Below are 18,821 nucleotides of genomic sequence, written 5' to 3' on the forward strand. Positions count from 1 at the left end.
ACCGGATCGTGACAGGAAACGTTCACAACAACCAACAGGATCAGCAATGACTGCCCGGGCCCATACACCAAAAAATGAGGATGAACTGCTGGAGTATCGTTTGAGCCTCCGGCTTGGCCCGGTCCATGCTCGACAACGCCTTGGCATTGAACAGGAAGCAGAGTCAAAGGTGTTCGGGCCGGACCGGCATTCGTTTCACCTCGAGAATATCACCTCCGCCCCCCGATTTATCAGCACCTGCCTGAAACTGGCGGGGCTGTTCCGGCGGGGACAGGCCAACAGCCGCCGCCTGGACACGGTCCATAACAGCTTCCACATCAATGGTCTTCCGGACGCTTTTGAAGGTTACCGTATCCTGCAACTGACCGACCTCCATGTGGATATGGACGAAGCCAACCTGCAGGCGGTTATCAACCGGATCCAGCCACTCGAATACGACCTTTGCGTACTGACCGGCGACTACCGGCGGCTGACCTGGGGGCCGATTGAAGATGCCATGGCGGGCATGGCAAAGCTACGGGACGCCATTCGGGGCAAGGCGTATGCTGTTTTGGGCAATCACGACAGTGTGCGCATGGTGCCCGGCCTGGAAGACATGGGGTATCACCTGTTGATGAACGAGCACGCCATACTGCAGCGAGGTGATGAGAAACTTTACCTGGCAGGCGTGGATGATGCCCATTTTTACAAGGTCCACAATCTTCACAAGGCCGGTGACGAAATTCCGGCAGGCGGCATCAGCCTGTTGCTCAGCCACACCCCTGAAATCTGGCGGGAAGCCGCCCATGCCGGCTACGACGTTTTTCTCTGTGGCCATACCCATGGTGGGCAGATCTGCCTGCCGGGCGGGTTTCCGGTCACCCTGGATGCCGATTGCCCACGGGAACTGGGTCGAGGGTACTGGCGCCGCAACGGCATGCAGGGGTATACCTCTCCGGGAACCGGCACCTCGGTGGTCAATGTGCGCCTGAACTGTCCGCCCGAGGTGACGTTGCATACGCTGACCAGCGGGCCGGGCTAGCCTGACGTGGTCAGTGGGGCTGGTGACGTATGCCCAGCCGGAACAGCAGTGGTGACAGCACAATATTGGAGACGGTGAAAAGCGCCACAACACCCGCCACCACAAGCCCGTTCAGTTCCAGCCAATACCACGCCAGGATCATCGGCAACAATGCTTCGGGTATCTGGTCCAGCCCCAAAGCCCGGGCACTGGAGTCCAGGCCGGCACGGCGCTTGATGAAGCTGCTGATCATGTCCCCGATCAGCCCCAGCAATCCGAACACCAGGCCAAACAGCAACCCCATACCAATTATCAGCGCAAACAGGCCACAGGCGAGCATGCCCGACACCACACCTCGCCAGGTTTTACTGTTCCCCAGCAGCGGTCGCCCATCCCGCCACAGCCTGCCGCCATCAACGGGGGCGGACCAGCGCCGGCCGAACACCCGGGCGGCAACCACTGGCACCCCATTTGCCAGCACCAGCATCACGAAGAGCTCGAGAGATATCAGCAACCGGCCCAGCCTCCGTCAGATGTCGCCCAGTGAACGTCTCGTTTTCAGGACACGCCGCCTTTGGTCAGTTTCAGGGGATCCATCAATTCCTCCAGTCTGTCCCGGTCAAGACCGCTGCGCTCTTCCGCAACGTCAATCACCGGTCTTCCGCTCTGGTAGGCTTCCTTGGCAATATCAGAAGCCAGGCTGTAACCGATCTCGGGATTCAGCGCCGTAACCAGCACCGGGTTCTTGCCCACCGCTGCGTTCAGGTGATCGGAATTCACGGTGAAATCGCGAATAGCCTTATCGCCGAGTATGGTGGACGCGTTACTCAGTAGTTCGATCATGTCCAGCAGGTTGGCGCCTACCAGTGGCAACATCACGTTCAGCTGGAAGTTGCCTGACTGGCCGGCAATGGCAATGCTGCTGTCCAGGCCCATGACCTGTGCACCCACCATGGCCACCGACTCCGGTATCACCGGGTTCACCTTGCCCGGCATGATGCTGCTGCCTGGCTGTAATGCCGGCAGACTGATTTCTGCCAGACCATGAATGGGACCACTGTTCATCCAGCGCAGGTCATTGGCGATTTTGGTGAGCACAATGGCCAGGCCCCGGAGCTGTGACGACAGCGCTACCGGCGCATCAATGGCACTTTGCCCGACGAACTTGTGCTCCAGCGAGTGGAAATGGTAGCCGGTATTGGATTTCAGAAATTTGACGAACTGTTCCGGGAACTCATGCAGGGCATTCACGCCGGTACCCACCGCGGTCCCGCCCTGGGGGACCTGAAGCAAATCGTCGGTGGCAGAGGCCAGCCGCTTCTCGGCGGCCAGCAATTGCTCCCGCCAGGTTCGCAACTCCTGGCCCAGAGTGACAGGCATGGCATCCATCAGATGGGTACGGCCGGTTTTGACCTGATCTGAAAACAACGCCTCGCGCTCGTAAATAACGCCGCAAAGGTGCGTTAGTGCCGGAATCAGCCGTTCGTGAATCTCGGTGACGGCACTGACATGAATCGCCGTTGGAATCACATCGTTGGAACTCTGGCTCATGTTGACGTGGTCGTTGGGATGAATCTCGACACCTTCCTGTGCAGCCAGGGCAGCGATCACCTCGTTCACATTCATGTTGGTGCTGGTACCAGAGCCGGTCTGGTAGCGGTCAACGGGAAACTGGTCGGCGCATTCACCCTCCAATATTCGATTTCCTGCCGCAACGATGGCGTCACGCACCTCGTTGTCCAGCAGCCCAAGGCTGGCATTGGCATCGGCGGCCGCCTGTTTTACACGAACGACCGCAGCGATAAAGGCGGGCGGCATGGGCTGACCACTGACCGGGAAATTCTCCACGGCTCGCTGGGTCTGGGCTCCCCAGAGAGCATTCTCGGGCACATGGACGTTTCCCAGACTGTCCTTTTCCGTCCTGAAATTGGTCATGACACTCTCCTTATCAGCCAGCTTCGATCATTCGTTAAGTGGGGACTTCAGCCTGACATGGTCGCAAATGCCGGTAACCTGATCAAAATTCAGAATCAGGGTGTGGACCGTGTTGGTGTAGGTATCGTGCAGATGAAACTTGAACCGGTGCTGCTTTTCCCCCTGCAGGTAGCCATCGTATTCACGCACGAGTTCTCGCACGTCGCCCCCCTCATCTCTGGACCAGGTGGCATTGAATGGCCCCAGTATGGCGCCACCAGAGAGGCAGACAGTTACTTCGTGGTTGGTAAGGGCATTTTCGGGAACGGCCATAGCGTCTCTCCTGACAAAACAATCGTTGACAGAATAGAGTGTAGACCGTCATTCCCGATCAGGGTTCAGGGATGTCGCAAGGCTGGTTACCAGGGCTCTCAGGCGGCTGGGTTTTACCGGCTTGTTGAGAATGGGCAGGTACTGGGTACTGATCAGCCGGCGCGTATCATCGCTGCGGTCGGCGGTAATGACCGCAGCGGGTATATCGCGACCGAAGTGACGACGCACCGCATAGATCGCTTCGCATCCGGTCCGATTGTCATCCAGGTGGAAGTCCGCAAGAATGATGTCGGCGCCCTGGCAGTGGTCGATGGCTGCGGCCGAGCTTCCTGCGGTCACCACCCGGCAACCCCATCGTTCCAGCAATGCCCGCATGCTTTCCTGCACCGGTTCTTCATTATCAATGACCAGAACGCGAAGCCCCTCAAAGGACGAGATGACGGGTACCGGCATCTCCTTGTTCCGGTTACCACCGGCAGGCGCATCCATGACGGCGCTCAGGGGTAGCAGGATGCTGAAGCAAGAGCCCTTGCCATAGCTGGAATCCACCCGGATTTCGCAACCCAGCACCCTCGCCATCCGGTCAACAATCGCCAGCCCCAGACCAACGCCCTGACGCTCGCCCCCTTTAGGCAATATCTGGTGAAACTCCCTGAAAATATCCTCGAGCTTGCCCTTTTCAATACCGACACCGGTATCCCACACGCCGATTTCCAGGTTGGGGCCACGCTTGCGGGCCGCGAACAGAATCCCGCCCTCGGTGGTGTAGCGAAAAGCATTGCTCAGCAGGTTTCTGAGTATCCGTGTCAGCATTCGCGGATCGGTGCGGACACTGCCTGCAACCGGCCGTACACGAAAATTCAGTTCCGCGTTTTCGGCCAATGGCTCAAATTCCTCGGCCAGTCCACGCATCAGCTCACCAATATCGGTACGGATATAGTCCGGCTGCATGGCTTTCTGATCCAACTTGGAGATATCCAGCAGATCCGCCAGCAGGTCTTCTGCGCTTTCCAGCGAGCGCTGTACGCGGTGCACAAGGCGGTTTTCGTCCGCCGGCAGGTTGCTGTCCATCAGGGCGGACACTAACAGCCGGGCCGCGTTGAGGGGCTGGAGCAGGTCATGGCTGGCAGCCGCCAGATATTTGTCCTTGCTTTCATTGGCTTCCCGCGCAGCGTCTACCGCCACAACCAGCTCCTGCTCTACTTTTTCCCGCTGCTCAATCTGGTAGCGCAATACCACGTTGGCATTCTGCAGCTCGTCGGTGCGTTCCTCTACCCGGCGTTCCAGATCGACATTGAGCTGGCGCAGCTTTTCCCGCGCCTGGTGGCGTTCGGTGATATCTGCAACAAACGCTTCCACCACTTCCGGGCCAAGGTCCGGCCGCCGCAAAAGTGTGATCGCAACCTGCACGGGCGTATTGTCTGCGCGCCTCAGCCGGGTTTCCCGGGCACTGAGGCTGCCGTGGTCCAGCAGCTCCTGGCGAATAGCGTCAAATTCGCCGGAACTGCAGAACAATTGCTCTCGCAGGCGAATAACCCGGGTGATCAGGTCTTCCACACTGTCATAGCCGCACATACGCGCCATCGCAGGGTTGGCGGCCACAAAGCCGCCCCTGAGATTGGCCTGGAAGATACCGTGAAGTGCATTTTCAAACAGCCACTTGTAGCGGTTACGCTCCTTTTCCAGTTCCTCTATTCGCGCCTGCAACGCCGGGTAATAGTTCTTGCGTACCGACTGGCTGCCAAGGCCAAGCAGGTCACCGATATCATAATCGGCGTCGCTGGAATCAGAGGGCTTCTTCATAAACCACTTCGACATCCCGGCGGGAAGACTTGCGGGGATTGGTGAGAATGCACGGGTCCTGCAGTGCAAATCCGGACAGATAGGGAATATCAGAAGTGGTCACGCCCAGTTTGGCAAGCTTCGCTTCCAGCCCCACCGCACGTTTGAGGGCGATAATCCGCTCCATCAGGCGCTGTTTGATCACCGGTTTCGACATACCGCGGGTATCAATATCCATGGCCTCGGCCACCCGCCTGAAGCGGTCCTCAGCGGAGGTGTAATTGTAGGCCACCACGTGTTCCAACAGTAACGCGTTACAAAGGCCGTGGGGCAAATCGAGGAAGCCCCCCAGGCTGTGTGACATCGCGTGTACAGCTCCCAGAATGGCATTGGAAAACGCCAGCCCGGCCTGCATGGACGCCAGCATGATCTGCTCCCGCAGATGTACGTCAGTGATGTTGCGCACCAGCGGCTCCAGATTACGGTTGATCAGCCGGATTGCTTCCAGTGCGTTGGTGTCGGTGAGCGGGCCGCTGCCAGTGGAGACGAAAGCCTCGATGGCATGCACCAGGGCATCGACACCGGTACAGGCGGTCAGGTAGGCATCCATCGTTTCCGTTACTTCAGGATCGATCAGCGCCACATCCGGCACCACTGCCTTGCTGATGATGGAAAACTTGAAGCGCCGGTTGGGGTCGGAAATGATCGCAAACTGGGACACATCGGCGGAGGTACCGGCCGTGGTGGGAATCAAAATCATCGGTGGCGACGGCGAGGTGATGGTATCGACACCCTCGAACTCGAGGATGCTCCGGCCATGGGCGCTGACTATGCCGATGCCCTTGGCGCAATCCATGGGGCTGCCACCGCCAATGGCGACGATCACATCACATTCGCTGGAGCGGTACAGCTCCGCGCCGGCCATGACTTCATCCACTTTGGGGTTGGGCGACACGCCGGTAAACACGGTGACGCGAATGCCCGCCGCCACCAGAATATCCACGATTTCCGCAACCCAGCCGGCTTTTTCCACACCCGCGTCCGACACCAGGAACACATGGCGGGCGCCGAAATTGCTCGCAAAGTTGGCCACGGCCTTGCGGGAGCCGGCACCAAAGACGATCTCGGGGGAAACAAACTTGCGCAGAGCGGAAATGTCGTAGCTCATGGGCGTTCTCTTCAGCGATGCTGTTATTGTTATATTAAGTCCAAGTTTACCTGAACTGCTATCCGCCATCATCGCACTTTTGGCTACACCGCCGATAGAATGCCAGCAGGTTCTCCAGCAACGCAATCTGGTTGCGGCGCTGCCGGAAGCCGTGCCCTTCGTCTTCAAACCACCAGAGTTCAACCGCCTGCCCGCTCTGCTCCAGCACTTTTACCATTGCCCTGGTCTGCTCCGGCACCACCACCCGATCCTGCCCGCCCTGGAAAAAAATCATTGGCCGGCGGATGCGATGGGCCTGAAGTACCGGTGTGCGCGCCTGCCAGCGCCCGGGAAAATCGTCCGGTGGTCCCAGCAACCAGTCCAGGTAGCCCGACTCGAAGCGGTGTGTCACCTCTCGCAGATGAGCGGGGTCACTGACCCCGAACAGGCTGGCACCGGCCCGGAAGCGCTGACTGCGAGTCATGGCCATCAAGACGGTATATCCCCCGGAGCTACGGCCCTGGATGAACAGCCGGGTAGCATCCCCCCTGCCCCTGGCCACCAGATAATCTGCCACCCGCTCCATATCCTCCACGTCTGCCTGGCCCCAGCAGCCGGCCAATGCCAGACGAAAATCACGGCCGAACCCCGCGCTGCCGCGGTAATTGACCTCGGCCACCGCGAATCCATGATGGCACCAGAACTGGACCTGAGGGTTGAATACCGGCCATGCAGTCGATGTGGGGCCGCCATGGGCAATCAGGATCAATGGTGGAGGCGTGTTCTCCGACCTGCCCTCGACCGGCGGATACAGGAATCCACTGACCTCTTCGCGCACATTCGCCGAGGGGGGAACCCGAAAGGTTTCCGGGGTGACAATTGGCGTATCAGGGAACGGAGTTTCTCCCCCGGCAAGGGTGCGGGCATGGCCGGTCTCAGGATTCACTGCCAATACTGAATCGAGCCGTGAAGCCGACCGGGCAATGCAATAAAGTTCGTCGTTGAAGGCCATCAGGTGGCGAAAGTCGGTGTAGTCCGCGGCAACCCTGACGGGTGGGGACTCGGCAGACCGCGTCAGCCATAGCTCCCCGCTTCCGCAAACGTAGCGCACCCGGGCCCAGCCTCCCTGCCCCAGCGGCCAGTGGTGACGCTCACCCAACTGCCAGGGGGCGCTGGCTTGATCCGCAGCTGTCGCGTCGAGCCGCGTCCACCTGGGCTGTCCTGTTGTGATTGACACCTGCCAGGGCTGCCACCAGCCTTCGTGATCCGACAGCACGTGCAGCTCCTCGCCATCGAACACAGGCTGCTGGACGCTGCCGCCTGTGGGCGTTGGCAGGCAACGAGCCCCGACCAGTGCTCCATCGACATCCACATCCGCAGCCCACAGAACAGAACTCACCCACGGCATGTCCGGCAGCGACCAGCATACCCAGGCAATGCGCGTACCACTGGCGGACAACGCCGGTGCGCTGTAAAAATCCTCGCTCTCATGCAGACGCAGAACGTTGTTGTCGCCCTGTATTGCCACCAGTTGCTGGCACCCCGTACTTTCTCTTACCGCCAGAACACGGTGATGGCCGTCATCCCACACCAGTCCACCGAAGCTGGCATCCCGGTCCCGGGTCAAGGCGTAGGAGGCCCCTGTGCGCGGGTCAATTCGGTGGATCTGCTGCCCTGACGCCGCCACCGCAAACAGGGCGTCCGGCCCGGCACATAGCGCACCGCCACCGTAACCATTAACCTCGCTGCGAATACCGAACTCCGGGCCCGTTACCGGGTGAGAGGCACCTCCGCTTACCTTTCTGAGCAGGTTGTTGCCGGTGGCCGGATCGAACTCCAGCCAGAAAATACCCGCCCGGGAGGCAGTCAGCGCTCCCCGCTGGATAAAAGCGGCAGAGGCCTGCTCTGGAGAAAGCGGCGACAAGATCGTTTTGTCTGGCGTATCAGCCCCGGAAGAACAACCGGGAGTTGTCGGCGTTGCGATAGGTCAGCTCCTCCAGCCCGGCGGTGGCGTGATCCGCCGCCTTGCGGGCGGCGAGGATGCGGTCGTGGTGGGGCGACTTGCTGCATACCGGGTCGGCGTTGTCGGCATTGCCGGTCAGCAGGTAGGCCTGGCAGCGGCAGCCGCCGAAGTCCTTGTCTTTTTCATCGCAGGAGCGGCAGGGCTCCGGCATCCAGCTGTCGCCCCGGTAATGATTGAAACCCGGGCTGTCGTACCAGATGGAGTGTAGCGAGGATTCGCGGATATTGGGAAATTCGATGGGCAGCAGGCGGGCACTGTGGCACGGCAGCGCAGTGCCATCCGGGGCCACTGTCAGGAACAGGCTGCCCCAGCCGTTCATGCAGGCTTTTGGCCGTTCCTCGTAGTAATCCGGTGTGACGAAGATCAGTTTCATGGCCGAGCCGCTGGCCGCCAGGCGCTTGCGGTAACTATTCACTTCGGCCTCGGCCTTCTCCAGTTGCGCCCTGGAAGGCATCAGCCCTTCGCGATTCTCGAAGGCCCAGCCGTAGTACTGGCAAGTGGCCAGTTCCACATAGTCTGCACCCAGACGCTCACAGAGGCTGATGATATCGTCCATCTGGTGGATATTGTGGCGATGGATGACGAAGTTGAGCACCATGGGGTAGCCCGCCTCCTTTACCGCACGGGCCATCGCCAGTTTCTGATCAAAGGCCTTGCGGGAGCCGGCAACGGCGTTGTTCAGCTCCGGGTCCGAGGCCTGGAAACTCACCTGGATATGGTCCAGCCCGGCGTCCCGGAAGGCGTTCACCTTGGCTTCTGTGAGCCCCAGGCCGGAAGTGATCAGGTTGGTGTAGTAACCCAGCTGGCGCGCCTCGGCAATCAGCTCAGGCAGATCCTGTCGCACCAGCGGCTCGCCGCCGGAGAAGCCCAGTTGCGCCGCTCCCATCTCGCGACCCTGACGCAGCACCCTTACCCACTCTTCGGTGGTCAGTTCCTGCTCGGTCTGGGCGAAGTCCAGAGGGTTCGAGCAGTAGGGACACTGCAAGGGGCAGCGGTAGGTCAGCTCCGCCAGCAACCATAATGGCGGGCCGATACCAGGGCGATCACCGGCGGGCATGACGTGATGGCCTGTCATGAGAACAGTATCCAGTGCTGCTGTTCGGCATCCTTGAGGAAGCCGCTGACATCCTCCTCCAGGGAACCCGCATCCGGAAACTGCTGTTGCAGGAGTTTCACGATGTCGGAGACAGTGCGCTGGCCATCCACCTCTTTCAGCACTGCACCGGCGCTGTCATTCAGCCGCACCATTCCCTCCGGATACAGCAACACGTGAGCATTCTGGGCCGGCTCCCACTGGAAGCGAAAACCCGGGCGCAGTCTTGGTATCTGTTTCATGGCCACCGCCATCACAGCCCCCGGTGCCACACAGGCTGGTCGGTGACGGTATGATACGGTGGCGTCTGGTGCTGATAAGCCATAGTCAGGGCATCCAACATCGACCATAAGATATCCAGTTTGAATTGCAGAATTTCCAGGGCACGGGCCTGCTGTGCCGCAGTGGTGAAATGTTCCAGCGTAATGCTGAGGCCGTGCTCCACATCCCTCCGGGCCTCGGAAAGCCGCTTGCGGAAATAGACATAGCCATCAGTCCTGATCCATGGATAGTGCTGCGGCCAGCTGTCCAGGCGGGACTGGTGAATCTCCGGTGCGAACAGTTCGGTCAGTGAGGAACAGGCCGCTTCCTGCCAGGTAGCCCGGTGGGCAAAGTTCAGATAGGCATCCACTGCAAAGCGGACTCCCGGCAGCACATGACTCTGGTCAATCACTTCCTCACGGGTCAGCCCCACCGCTTCCGCCAGCCTGAGCCAGGCTTCGATTCCGCCCTCGTCGTCATTGTGGCCATCGTGATCCAGTACCCGCTGCAGCCATAACCGGCGTACGGACGCATCCGGGCAGTTCGCCATAATGGCGGCGTCTTTACGGGGAATGTTGATCTGATAATAGAAACGATTGGCCACCCAGCCGCGGATCTGCTCCGGCGTGCAGGCGCCGCTGTACATGGCTTTATGGTAGGGGTGGTGAATGTGGTAATACTGGCCTTTGGCCCGCAGGGCCTGCTCGAAATCCTTGCGGTTCATGACCGGGGTCGCGATTGCGTTCATGAGGGCACCACCATGTCCAGATGCATTCCGTCAAAAGACACTTCAATACCATGCTTTGCCAGCACGGTCCGCTCGGGGGAATCTTCGTTCAGAATGGGGTTGGTGTTGTTAATATGGATAAGAATCTTGCGCTGTGCCGGCATGCTATCGAGTAATTCAATCATGCCACCGGGGCCACTCTGGGCCAGGTGCCCCATTTCCTGGCCAGTGCGGGTGCCCACTTCGCAACGCAACATTTCATCGTCACGCCAGACGGTGCCATCCACCAGCAGGGTGTCGGCCCTGCGCATCCATTCCAGGATCTGCTCATCCGGCTGCCCCAGCCCCGGCGCGTACATCACGGTTTCGCCGCTGCGAGTGTCTTCAATGAACAGGCCGATGTTGTCGCCAGGGTGCGGGTTGTTCCTACGCGGGGAATACGGTGGCGCATTGCTGAGTAACGGGATAGCGGTCAGGCGCAGGGACTGGGCGCAGGGTATGGTAAAGGACTTCTGATCGGTGCAGGGCACCTCATGCCACCGCGGGCCGCCGTTCCAGTGTTCCAGCATGCGAAACAGTGGAAAGCCGCTGCTGAGATCTTCATGGACCTGGGCGGTGCACCACACATCCAGTGGCAGCCCTTCCCGTAGCATAAGCAGGCCAGTGGTATGGTCCACCTGGCTGTCTATCAGCAGCACTGCACCAATGCCGGTATCACGCAGTGCGCGGGCCGGCTGCATGGCGTCAAACGAAGCCAGCTGCGCACGAATATCCGGCGAGGCGTTGCATAGAATCCAGTTCACACCGTCTTCGCTGATGGCAATGGACGACTGGGTGCGGGCCGTAGCGTTCAGGGTGCCTTTACGGAAACCGTCACAATTGGCGCAGTTGCAGTTCCACTGGGGAAAACCACCTCCGGCTGCGGAACCAAGGATACGAATCTGCATGGCGGGAACTCCAGACACGAAATGGCCAGCACACAGTGGCTGGCCATCGGTTCTCAGCGGTTGGCGAAGTACATGGTGACTTCGAAGCCGATCCGCAGGTCTTCATAGGCTGGTTTGGTCCACATGATGCTTTCCTCTTGTGATGATTGTTGTGGCATTCAGGATCCGTTAGCCGGCTTTCCGGTAACTCACTCTCAATCCTACCCGGTCTCCGAAGGGGCAAATATGGTACTTTGGCACTGATTTTTGGCCGGTACGGGCGCAGAACGTCATCCTTTCGGACCATCCCCGGAAACAGGAGGACAACAACAAAAAAGGCCCTGGGAAGGGCCAAGGAAATGGCAGGAAAACCCACGTGCCCCAGCCAGTCACCGGAGCAGAAAATGCACATCCTTGTGCGGACTCGCCACCGGGCCTGTGTGGATGGGCCCGGGCACAACAGTCATTGCTTTACCAGGCTCAGAAGAAGCCCAGTGGATTGATGTCATAGCTGACCAGCAGGTTCTTGGTCTGCTGGTAATGGTCCAGCGCCATCTTGTGGTTCTCGCGGCCAACACCGGACTTCTTGTAACCACCGAAAGCGGCGTGAGCAGGGTACTGATGGTAGCAGTTAGTCCACACGCGGCCCGCCTGGATGCCACGGCCCATGCGGTAGGCACGGTTGATGTCGCGGGTCCACAGGCCGGCACCCAGACCAAACTCGGTGTCGTTGGCAATGGCCAGGGCTTCTTCCTCGTCCTTGAAGGTGGTCACACCCACCACCGGGCCGAAGATTTCTTCCTGGAACACCCGCATGTTGTTCTTACCCTTGAACAGGGTTGGCTGAATATAGAAGCCGTTGTTGAACTCACCTTCCATTTCCTCACGACCACCACCGGTCAGCACTTCCGCGCCTTCCTGCTTGCCGATTTCGAGGTAGGACATGATCTTGTCGAACTGCTCCTTGCTGGCCTGCGCGCCCACCTGCACGTCGGTATCCAGCGGGTTGCCACGCTTGATCGATTTGGTGCGTTCGATAACCTTGGCCATGAATTCGTCGTACATGTCTTCCTGCACCAGGGCGCGAGACGGACAGGTACAGACTTCACCCTGGTTGAAGAACGCTAACACCAGGCCTTCCACGCACTTGTCAATGAATTCCGGCTCAGCCTGCATTACGTCGGAGAAGTAGATGTTGGGGGACTTGCCACCCAGTTCCACGGTAGACGGAATGATGTTCTCGGCCGCGCACTTGAGGATATGGGCACCCACCGGGGTAGAGCCGGTAAACGCGATCTTGGCAATACGCTTGCTGGTAGCGAGCGCCTGACCGGCCTCGATGCCGTATCCGTTGACGATGTTGATCACCCCCGGAGGCAGCAGGTCGCCAATCAGGTCCATCAGGATCAGGATACTGGCCGGGGTCTGCTCGGCCGGCTTCATCACGGTGCAGTTTCCGGCCGCCAGGCAGGGCGCCAGTTTCCACACCGCCATCAGCAGCGGGAAGTTCCAGGGGATGATCTGGCCCACAACACCCAGAGGCTCGTGGTAGTGATAAGCCACGGTGTTGTTATCAATGGCGCTGGAAGTGTCTTCCTGGGCGCGGATACAACCGGCGAAATAACGGAAGTGGTCCACCGCCAGCGGCAGGTCGGCGTTGATGGTTTCACGCACCGCCTTGCCGTTGTCCCAGGTTTCAGCAACGGCCAGCATCTCGATGTTCTGCTCAATGCGGTCGGCAATTTTCAGCAGAATGTTGGAACGTTCAGTGGTAGAAGTCTTGCCCCAGGCCGGTGCGGCCTTGTGAGCGGCGTCCAGAGCCAGTTCGATATCTTCGGCTGTGGAACGGGGAATCTCACAGATCAGATCACCGGTTACCGGGGTGATGTTTTCAAAGTACTGACCCTTGGCGGGAGCGACCCACTCACCACCAATAAAATTTTCGTAACGGGGTTTGAAGGAGACGACGGAGCCTTCCTTTCCTGGTTGTGCGTAGATCATGGTCTCAACCTCTTGTTGTGTTTGTCGAAGGGCAACGCGGCCTTTCGCGTTTACCCAATTAATGTAGACCCCAACGACGGATAGGTGAATGATTCGATGGAGGTGAAAAACTCGTTCCTTAGTAGTAGATGGCATCAAAGCCGCGCCAGTACTGGTCAAACCTGCCTGAATAAATATTGCACCGTGAAATCCCTCACTGGCGCACAAAAACAGTGCGCATGCCCTGACAGGAAGCAAGCACACTTCGCCGTCAAAATAAAAAGCCAACAAAAGCAGACGGTTAATAGTTGGCATAGTCTCTGCAATACCCGTATGACGCAGCGAGAAGTCGGTTACCGAAACCAGCATCAAAGCGCGACAATCTGACAAATAGTTCAACTAGGGTTCCGGCCTGTTCCTCGTAGTGATGCAAAAGCGAGACAAAACAGGTGACTGGTCCGAGAGTTGACGACCTTTTCCAAGGTTACACGGCGGGACAAAAGCCCGGGAGGATCGTTCAGTGACTGACGTCTCTCGTTTCTTTGAACCCCGCACCAGAAGGAAAAGGCGATGCTCGACTCTCTCAATAGCGCAGCCCCCCTCTACGACGATCTGATTCCCGGCGGATCCCACTGGTCTTTCATCATGCGTCGCGGCCATGTTCTGCGCCTGATTGACGAAACCGGCGGGGCCAATGTCGGCATGCTGATGTACAACCCCGAGAACCCACTCGAGCGGTACAACATGCCGGACACCCTGAAAAATCAGCACACCTTCCTGCTGACCAGGGGCCACGTATTGCTTTCGGACATGGGCCGGGTGTTTGCCTCGGTCATCCGCGACGACCTGGGCTGGCATGATACGGTCAGCGGCACCTGCAACGCCGAACTGGTCGAAAAGCGCTGGGGCAAAAAGACCTATCAGGAAGCCCACAACCACTATCACCGCAACGGCTCTACCAGCTTCCTCAACGAGCTGGCCAAGTACGGCCTGGGCAAGAAAGACCTGACCGCCAACCTGAACTGGTTCAGCAAGGTGCAAACCGACGACGACGGCAACATGGCCTTCGACGCCAACCACTCGCACGCCGGCGCCACCGTAGACCTGCGTTTCGAGATGGACACCATCGTGGTGCTGCACACCTGCCCGCATCCGATGAATCCGGCCAGCGAGTACCCCAGCCATCCCGTGCGTTACCAGCTGTTCAAGTCGGCCCCAGTGAACGATGCCGACCCTTGTAAGCTCTCGTCACCGGAGGCCACCCGCGCCTTCGCCAACACTGCCCTTTATCACCTGTTTCAGTAACGGAGGCCGGACATGATCAAGCAAAGCGCATTGAAACCCGACAACGCCGCCTTCCGCGAAACCGTACCGGCAGGCGAGTATTTCCTGAAAGTCGTTAAGGCCGGCCAGACCGTCCGCATCCTGGACCTGGAAGGCAACCAGGCCGCAGACACCCTTTTCTACAACGCCCACAACCCCTCCGAGCGTTACAGCGCCGCAGACACCATCCGCGAGCAAGGCAACGTTTACCTGACCGCCGGTTCCAGGCTGATGTCCTCGGAAAACAACGTAATGCTGGAGATCACCGCCGATACCTGTGGCCGTCACGACACCCTGGGTGGCGCCTGCGCGGCGGAGAGCAACACCACCCGTTATGCACTGGAAAAAAAGTGCATGCACGCCTGCCGCGACAGTTGGCTGGTAGCGGTTACCGAGCATGAAGAGCTGGGCATGACCAAGCGGGACATCACCCACAACATCAACTTCTTCATGAACGTGCCGGTGACCGCGGACGGCGGCCTGACCTTCGCCGATGGCATTTCCGACGCCGGCAAATATGTGGAGCTGGAAGCGAAGATGGACGTGCTGGTAATGATCTCCAACTGCCCGCAGCTGAACAACCCCTGCAACGGCTGGAACCCCACACCGATCGAGGTGCTGGTATGGAGCTGACCGGCGCCCTCAATAACCCCGACAAAGTCCTGATTGCCAATCGCGGCGCCATTGCCTGCCGGGTGATTCGCACCCTGCGGGAAATGGGGATCACTTCGGTGGTGGTCTACGCCGAGGCGGATGCCGACTCCCTGCATGTGCGACAGGCAGACGAAGCTTACTCGCTGGGTGAAGGCTCGGCCGCAGCCACCTATCTGGACCAGGACAAGCTTTTCGAGATCGTCCGCAAGAGCAGCGCGGGCGCCATCCATCCGGGCTATGGATTTCTCAGCGAAAACGCGGATTTTGCCCGTCGTTGTGATGCCGAGGGCGTGGTGTTCCTCGGCCCTACGCCCGAACAGATGGAGCAATTCGGCCTCAAGCACACCGCCCGGGCTCTGGCCGAGGAAGCTGGCGTACCACTGCTGCCCGGCACCGGCCTGCTGACGGGTCTGGACGAAGCGATACAGGCGGCTGAGGCAATCGGCTATCCGGTGATGCTGAAAAGCACTGCCGGCGGTGGTGGCATTGGCATGTCCCGCTGTTACAGCGCCGAGGAGCTGGGCAAGACTTTCGAGTCGGTACAGCGCCTGAGCCAGAACAACTTCAGCAACAGCGGCGTGTTCCTGGAAAAATTCGTGGAGCACGCGCGCCATATTGAAGTGCAGCTGTTCGGAGACGGAAAAGGCCAGGTGGCTGCCCTGGGCGAGCGGGACTGCTCCGCCCAGCGCCGGAACCAGAAGGTGATCGAGGAAGCGCCTGCGCCCGGTCTGACCGACGACGTCCGCACCCGCATGCATGCCACCGCCCGCCAGCTGGGCGAAAGCATTGCCTACCGCAGTGCCGGCACCGTGGAGTTTATCTACGACCCGGACACCACCGAGTTCTACTTCCTGGAAGTGAACACCCGCTTACAGGTAGAGCACGGTGTCACCGAACAGGTTTACGGTGTGGACCTGGTGCGCTGGATGGTGGAACTCGGGGCCGGCACCCTGCCCGATCTGAAAGGGCTGAGTGGCAACCTTACTGCTTCCGGACATGCCATTCAGGCGCGCATCTATGCCGAGGATCCCAACAAGGATTTCCAGCCCGGTGCAGGTTTGCTGACAAACGTAACCTGGCCAGATGATGAAGGCCTGCGGATTGACACCTGGATACAGCCGGGCACCGAAGTCTCGCCCCTGTTCGACCCCATGATGGCCAAGGTCATTGTGCATGAGCAGGACCGCGAGGCAGCCCGCAAGCGGTTGATGCTAGCCCTGGATGACAGTCGGCTGTATGGCATTGAAACCAACCTGAAGTACGTTCGCCAGGTGCTGGATGACCCGCGTTTTGTGGAAGGCCGCCTGTTCACTCGCACCCTCAATGAATTCGACTACCAGCCAGCCACCGTGGACGTGCTCAGTGGCGGCACAATGACGACTATCCAGGATTACCCCGGACGGATCGGCTACTGGGAAATCGGTGTACCGCCATCCGGCCCTTTCGACAGCTACTCGTTCCGGCTCGGTAACCGACTGCTGGGCAACCCGGAAAAAGCACCGGGCCTGGAAATCACCCTCAAGGGGCCGGTGCTCAGCTTTAACCGGGCCACCCAGATTGTGCTTGCAGGCGCACCACTGGACGCCACCCTGAACGATGAGCCGGTGGGTTTCTGGCAGGTGATCGACGTGCCCGCCGGCGCCACCCTGAAACTCGGAGCCACCACCGGCGATGGTGCACGGGCCTATGTGCTATTCCGTGGCGGCCTGGATTGCCCGGAATACCTCACCTCCTGCAGTACGTTTACCCTGGGACAGTTTGGCGGTCACTGTGGCCGGGCCCTGCGGGCCGGGGATGTGCTGGCTTTGAGCGACGCCACGCCCGTTGCTGCCACTACCCTGCCCAACGAGCTGAAACCGACCATCGGCAAGACCTGGAAGCTCCATGTGACCTATGGCCCCCACGGGGCGCCGGACTATTTCACCGGCCAGGACATCGACACCTTTTTCAGCAGCGACTGGGAAATCCACTACAACTCCAGCCGCACCGGCGTTCGCCTGATCGGCCCGAAACCGGAATGGGCCCGCAGCGACGGCGGCGAAGCCGGTATGCATCCCTCCAACATTCACGATAACGCCTACGCCGTGGGCACCGTGGATTTCACCGGCGACATGCCGGTGATCCTCGGCCCCGATGGCCCCAGCCTGGGTGGCTTCGTCTGCCCGGTCACCGTGATCAGCGCCGATCTGTGGAAACTGGGCCAGCTCAAGGCCGGCGACAAGGTGCGGTTTGTGCCGGTCAGCCAGGACCAGGCCGTTGCCCTAAGGGAAGCGCTGGACGAGTCCGTTGCAACGCTGACGCCTGCCACCGCACGTATCACGCCTATCAAACCGGAAACCCCGATTCTGGATTCGCTGAGTACCAGCGACCATGAAACCGGTGTGGTGTACCGGGCCGCCGGCGACAACTACGTGCTGGTGGAATACGGCCCCATGGAGCTGGATATTCGACTGCGCTTCCGCGCCCACGCCCTGATGCTGTGGCTGCGTGAACAAAACCACGACGCCATTCTGGAACTCACACCGGGCATCCGCTCCCTGCAGGTGCATTACGACAGCCAGACACTGAATCAGCGCACGCTGCTTGACCTGCTGATCAGTGCCGAAAAGGCACTGGAAAAGCAGCCGGAATGGGACGTGCCGGCGCGCATCGTGCACCTGCCCCTGTCCTGGGACGACGAAGCCTGCCAGACCGCAATCGCCAAATACATGCAGTCGGTGCGCAAGGACGCCCCCTGGTGCCCGAGCAACCTGGAGTTCATCCGCCGCATTAATGGCCTGAACAGCATCGACGACGTGAAAAAAACCGTCTTCGATGCGAGCTATCTGGTGATGGGCCTGGGTGATGTCTATCTGGGCGCACCGGTTGCCACCCCTCTGGACCCCCGCCACCGGCTGGTCACCACCAAGTACAACCCGGCCCGCACCTGGACCGCGGAAAACTCCGTGGGCATTGGCGGCGCCTATCTGTGCATCTACGGCATGGAAGGCCCGGGCGGCTACCAGTTTGTCGGTCGCACCCTGCAGATGTGGAACCGTTACCGCACCACAGACTTCTTCGAGCCCGGCAAGCCCTGGCTGCTGCGGTTTTTCGACCAGGTACGTTTCTACGAGGTCAGCGCCGAAGAGCTGCAGCAGATTCGTCGGGACTTCCCGAACGGTGACTACCCGATCAAGGTCGAGGAAACCCGCTTCAACCTGAAGGACTACGAGCGGTTTCTTTCGGAAAACAACGACGAGATCCAGACCTTCACTGATAAACGAAAGCAGGCATTCGATGAGGAACTGCAGCGCTGGATCGAATCCGGCCAGATCAATTTCAGTTCCGAAGCGCCCATCGAGGACACCGGCGAGGACGACATCGCCAACCTGCCCGCCGGCCAGCATGCAGTGGAAAGCCACGTGGCTGGCAACCTTTGGGAATGCCTGGTCAAGCCCGGCGACACCATAGAAGCCCAGCGCCCGGTGGCCGTTGTCGAATCCATGAAGATGGAGATTGAGCTACTGAGCCCGATTGCCGGCCGCGTGGTCGACGTGCGCCGAGAGGCCGGCCAGGCGGTCTCACCGGGAACGCCAGTGGTAATCGTGGAAGAAATTACCGAGTAATGCCAACAACGTTGAAATAAAAGACCAGATCTACCAAAACGGGCAACGCCCGA

Annotated in this window: 16 protein-coding genes and 1 riboswitch; of the genes, 4 read left to right on the top strand and 12 right to left on the bottom strand. The window is 59.7% G+C overall.

Annotation, left to right across the window (positions count from 1 at the left end):
• The first annotated feature begins 46 nt into the window (after positions 1-46).
• On the top strand, positions 47-1,021 hold the full coding sequence (locus tag FDP08_RS09815) for a metallophosphoesterase (RefSeq protein ID WP_137435901.1): 975 nt from the start codon (positions 47-49) through the stop codon (positions 1,019-1,021).
• 10 nt (positions 1,022-1,031) lie between these two features.
• On the opposite strand, the gene FDP08_RS09820 is transcribed toward FDP08_RS09815, so the two are convergent.
• The 12 genes from FDP08_RS09820 to exaC all read right to left on the bottom strand — a co-directional run bounded on the left by FDP08_RS09820 (position 1,032) and on the right by exaC (position 13,207).
• Entirely contained in the window at positions 1,032-1,514 is a 483-nt protein-coding gene (locus tag FDP08_RS09820; RefSeq protein ID WP_137435903.1) for a CDP-archaeol synthase, read from the bottom strand.
• Between the two features lie 44 nt (positions 1,515-1,558).
• Positions 1,559-2,935, bottom strand: a complete 1,377-nt coding sequence (locus tag FDP08_RS09825; protein WP_137435905.1) for a class II fumarate hydratase — start codon at positions 2,933-2,935, stop codon at positions 1,559-1,561.
• A 27-nt stretch (positions 2,936-2,962) separates the two neighbouring features.
• Complete coding sequence (locus tag FDP08_RS09830; protein WP_137435907.1) at positions 2,963-3,247, bottom strand: hypothetical protein; 285 nt, start codon at positions 3,245-3,247, stop codon at positions 2,963-2,965.
• Between the two features lie 48 nt (positions 3,248-3,295).
• Positions 3,296-5,050 (bottom strand): PAS domain-containing hybrid sensor histidine kinase/response regulator, encoded by a 1,755-nt coding sequence (locus tag FDP08_RS09835; RefSeq protein ID WP_137435909.1) that lies wholly within the window; start codon positions 5,048-5,050, stop codon positions 3,296-3,298.
• Positions 5,034-6,197 (bottom strand): alcohol dehydrogenase-like regulatory protein ErcA, encoded by a 1,164-nt coding sequence (ercA, locus tag FDP08_RS09840; RefSeq protein ID WP_137435911.1) that lies wholly within the window; start codon positions 6,195-6,197, stop codon positions 5,034-5,036. The genes FDP08_RS09835 and ercA overlap by 17 nt, the downstream gene beginning before the upstream one ends.
• A 58-nt stretch (positions 6,198-6,255) precedes the next feature.
• Positions 6,256-8,100, bottom strand: a complete 1,845-nt coding sequence (locus FDP08_RS09845) for an alpha/beta hydrolase family protein (protein ID WP_228263271.1) — start codon at positions 8,098-8,100, stop codon at positions 6,256-6,258.
• 19 nt (positions 8,101-8,119) lie between these two features.
• Entirely contained in the window at positions 8,120-9,274 is a 1,155-nt protein-coding gene (pqqE, locus tag FDP08_RS09850; protein WP_228263272.1) for a pyrroloquinoline quinone biosynthesis protein PqqE, read from the bottom strand.
• A complete protein-coding gene (gene pqqD / locus FDP08_RS09855) occupies positions 9,271-9,546 on the bottom strand; it encodes a pyrroloquinoline quinone biosynthesis peptide chaperone PqqD (protein ID WP_137435913.1) in 276 nt (91 codons plus the stop codon). Before pqqD ends, pqqE begins: the two co-directional genes overlap by 4 nt.
• Entirely contained in the window at positions 9,546-10,301 is a 756-nt protein-coding gene (gene pqqC, locus FDP08_RS09860) for a pyrroloquinoline-quinone synthase PqqC (protein WP_137435915.1), read from the bottom strand. Before pqqC ends, pqqD begins: the two co-directional genes overlap by 1 nt.
• Positions 10,298-11,227, bottom strand: a complete 930-nt coding sequence (pqqB, locus tag FDP08_RS09865; RefSeq protein ID WP_137435917.1) for a pyrroloquinoline quinone biosynthesis protein PqqB — start codon at positions 11,225-11,227, stop codon at positions 10,298-10,300. The genes pqqC and pqqB overlap by 4 nt, the downstream gene beginning before the upstream one ends.
• A gap of 53 nt (positions 11,228-11,280) precedes the next feature.
• Positions 11,281-11,352 carry a pyrroloquinoline quinone precursor peptide PqqA gene (pqqA, locus tag FDP08_RS09870; RefSeq protein WP_007153157.1) on the bottom strand — a complete coding sequence of 24 codons (72 nt, stop codon included), beginning with the start codon at positions 11,350-11,352 and terminating at the stop codon, positions 11,281-11,283.
• Positions 11,353-11,686: 334 nt separating this feature from the next.
• Complete coding sequence (gene exaC / locus FDP08_RS09875; protein WP_137435919.1) at positions 11,687-13,207, bottom strand: acetaldehyde dehydrogenase ExaC; 1,521 nt, start codon at positions 13,205-13,207, stop codon at positions 11,687-11,689.
• A 367-nt stretch (positions 13,208-13,574) separates the two neighbouring features.
• Positions 13,575-13,699: riboswitch (guanidine-I (ykkC/yxkD leader) on the top strand.
• A gap of 57 nt (positions 13,700-13,756) precedes the next feature.
• Here exaC and FDP08_RS09880 point away from each other — a divergent pair.
• The 3 genes from FDP08_RS09880 to uca are packed head-to-tail and all read left to right on the top strand — an operon-like array spanning position 13,757 to position 18,768.
• The gene (locus FDP08_RS09880; RefSeq protein ID WP_137435921.1) at positions 13,757-14,491 is read left to right on the top strand and encodes an urea amidolyase associated protein UAAP1; all 735 of its coding nucleotides are present in this window, start codon (positions 13,757-13,759) and stop codon (positions 14,489-14,491) included.
• A 12-nt stretch (positions 14,492-14,503) separates the two neighbouring features.
• Complete coding sequence (locus FDP08_RS09885; RefSeq protein ID WP_137435923.1) at positions 14,504-15,142, top strand: urea amidolyase associated protein UAAP2; 639 nt, start codon at positions 14,504-14,506, stop codon at positions 15,140-15,142.
• Positions 15,133-18,768 carry an urea carboxylase gene (gene uca / locus FDP08_RS09890; RefSeq protein WP_137435925.1) on the top strand — a complete coding sequence of 1,212 codons (3,636 nt, stop codon included), beginning with the start codon at positions 15,133-15,135 and terminating at the stop codon, positions 18,766-18,768. Before FDP08_RS09885 ends, uca begins: the two co-directional genes overlap by 10 nt.
• Positions 18,769-18,821: the final 53 nt, after the last annotated feature.

This window comes from Marinobacter panjinensis (assembly GCF_005298175.1).
Classification (GTDB): Bacteria; Pseudomonadota; Gammaproteobacteria; order Pseudomonadales; family Oleiphilaceae; genus Marinobacter; species Marinobacter panjinensis.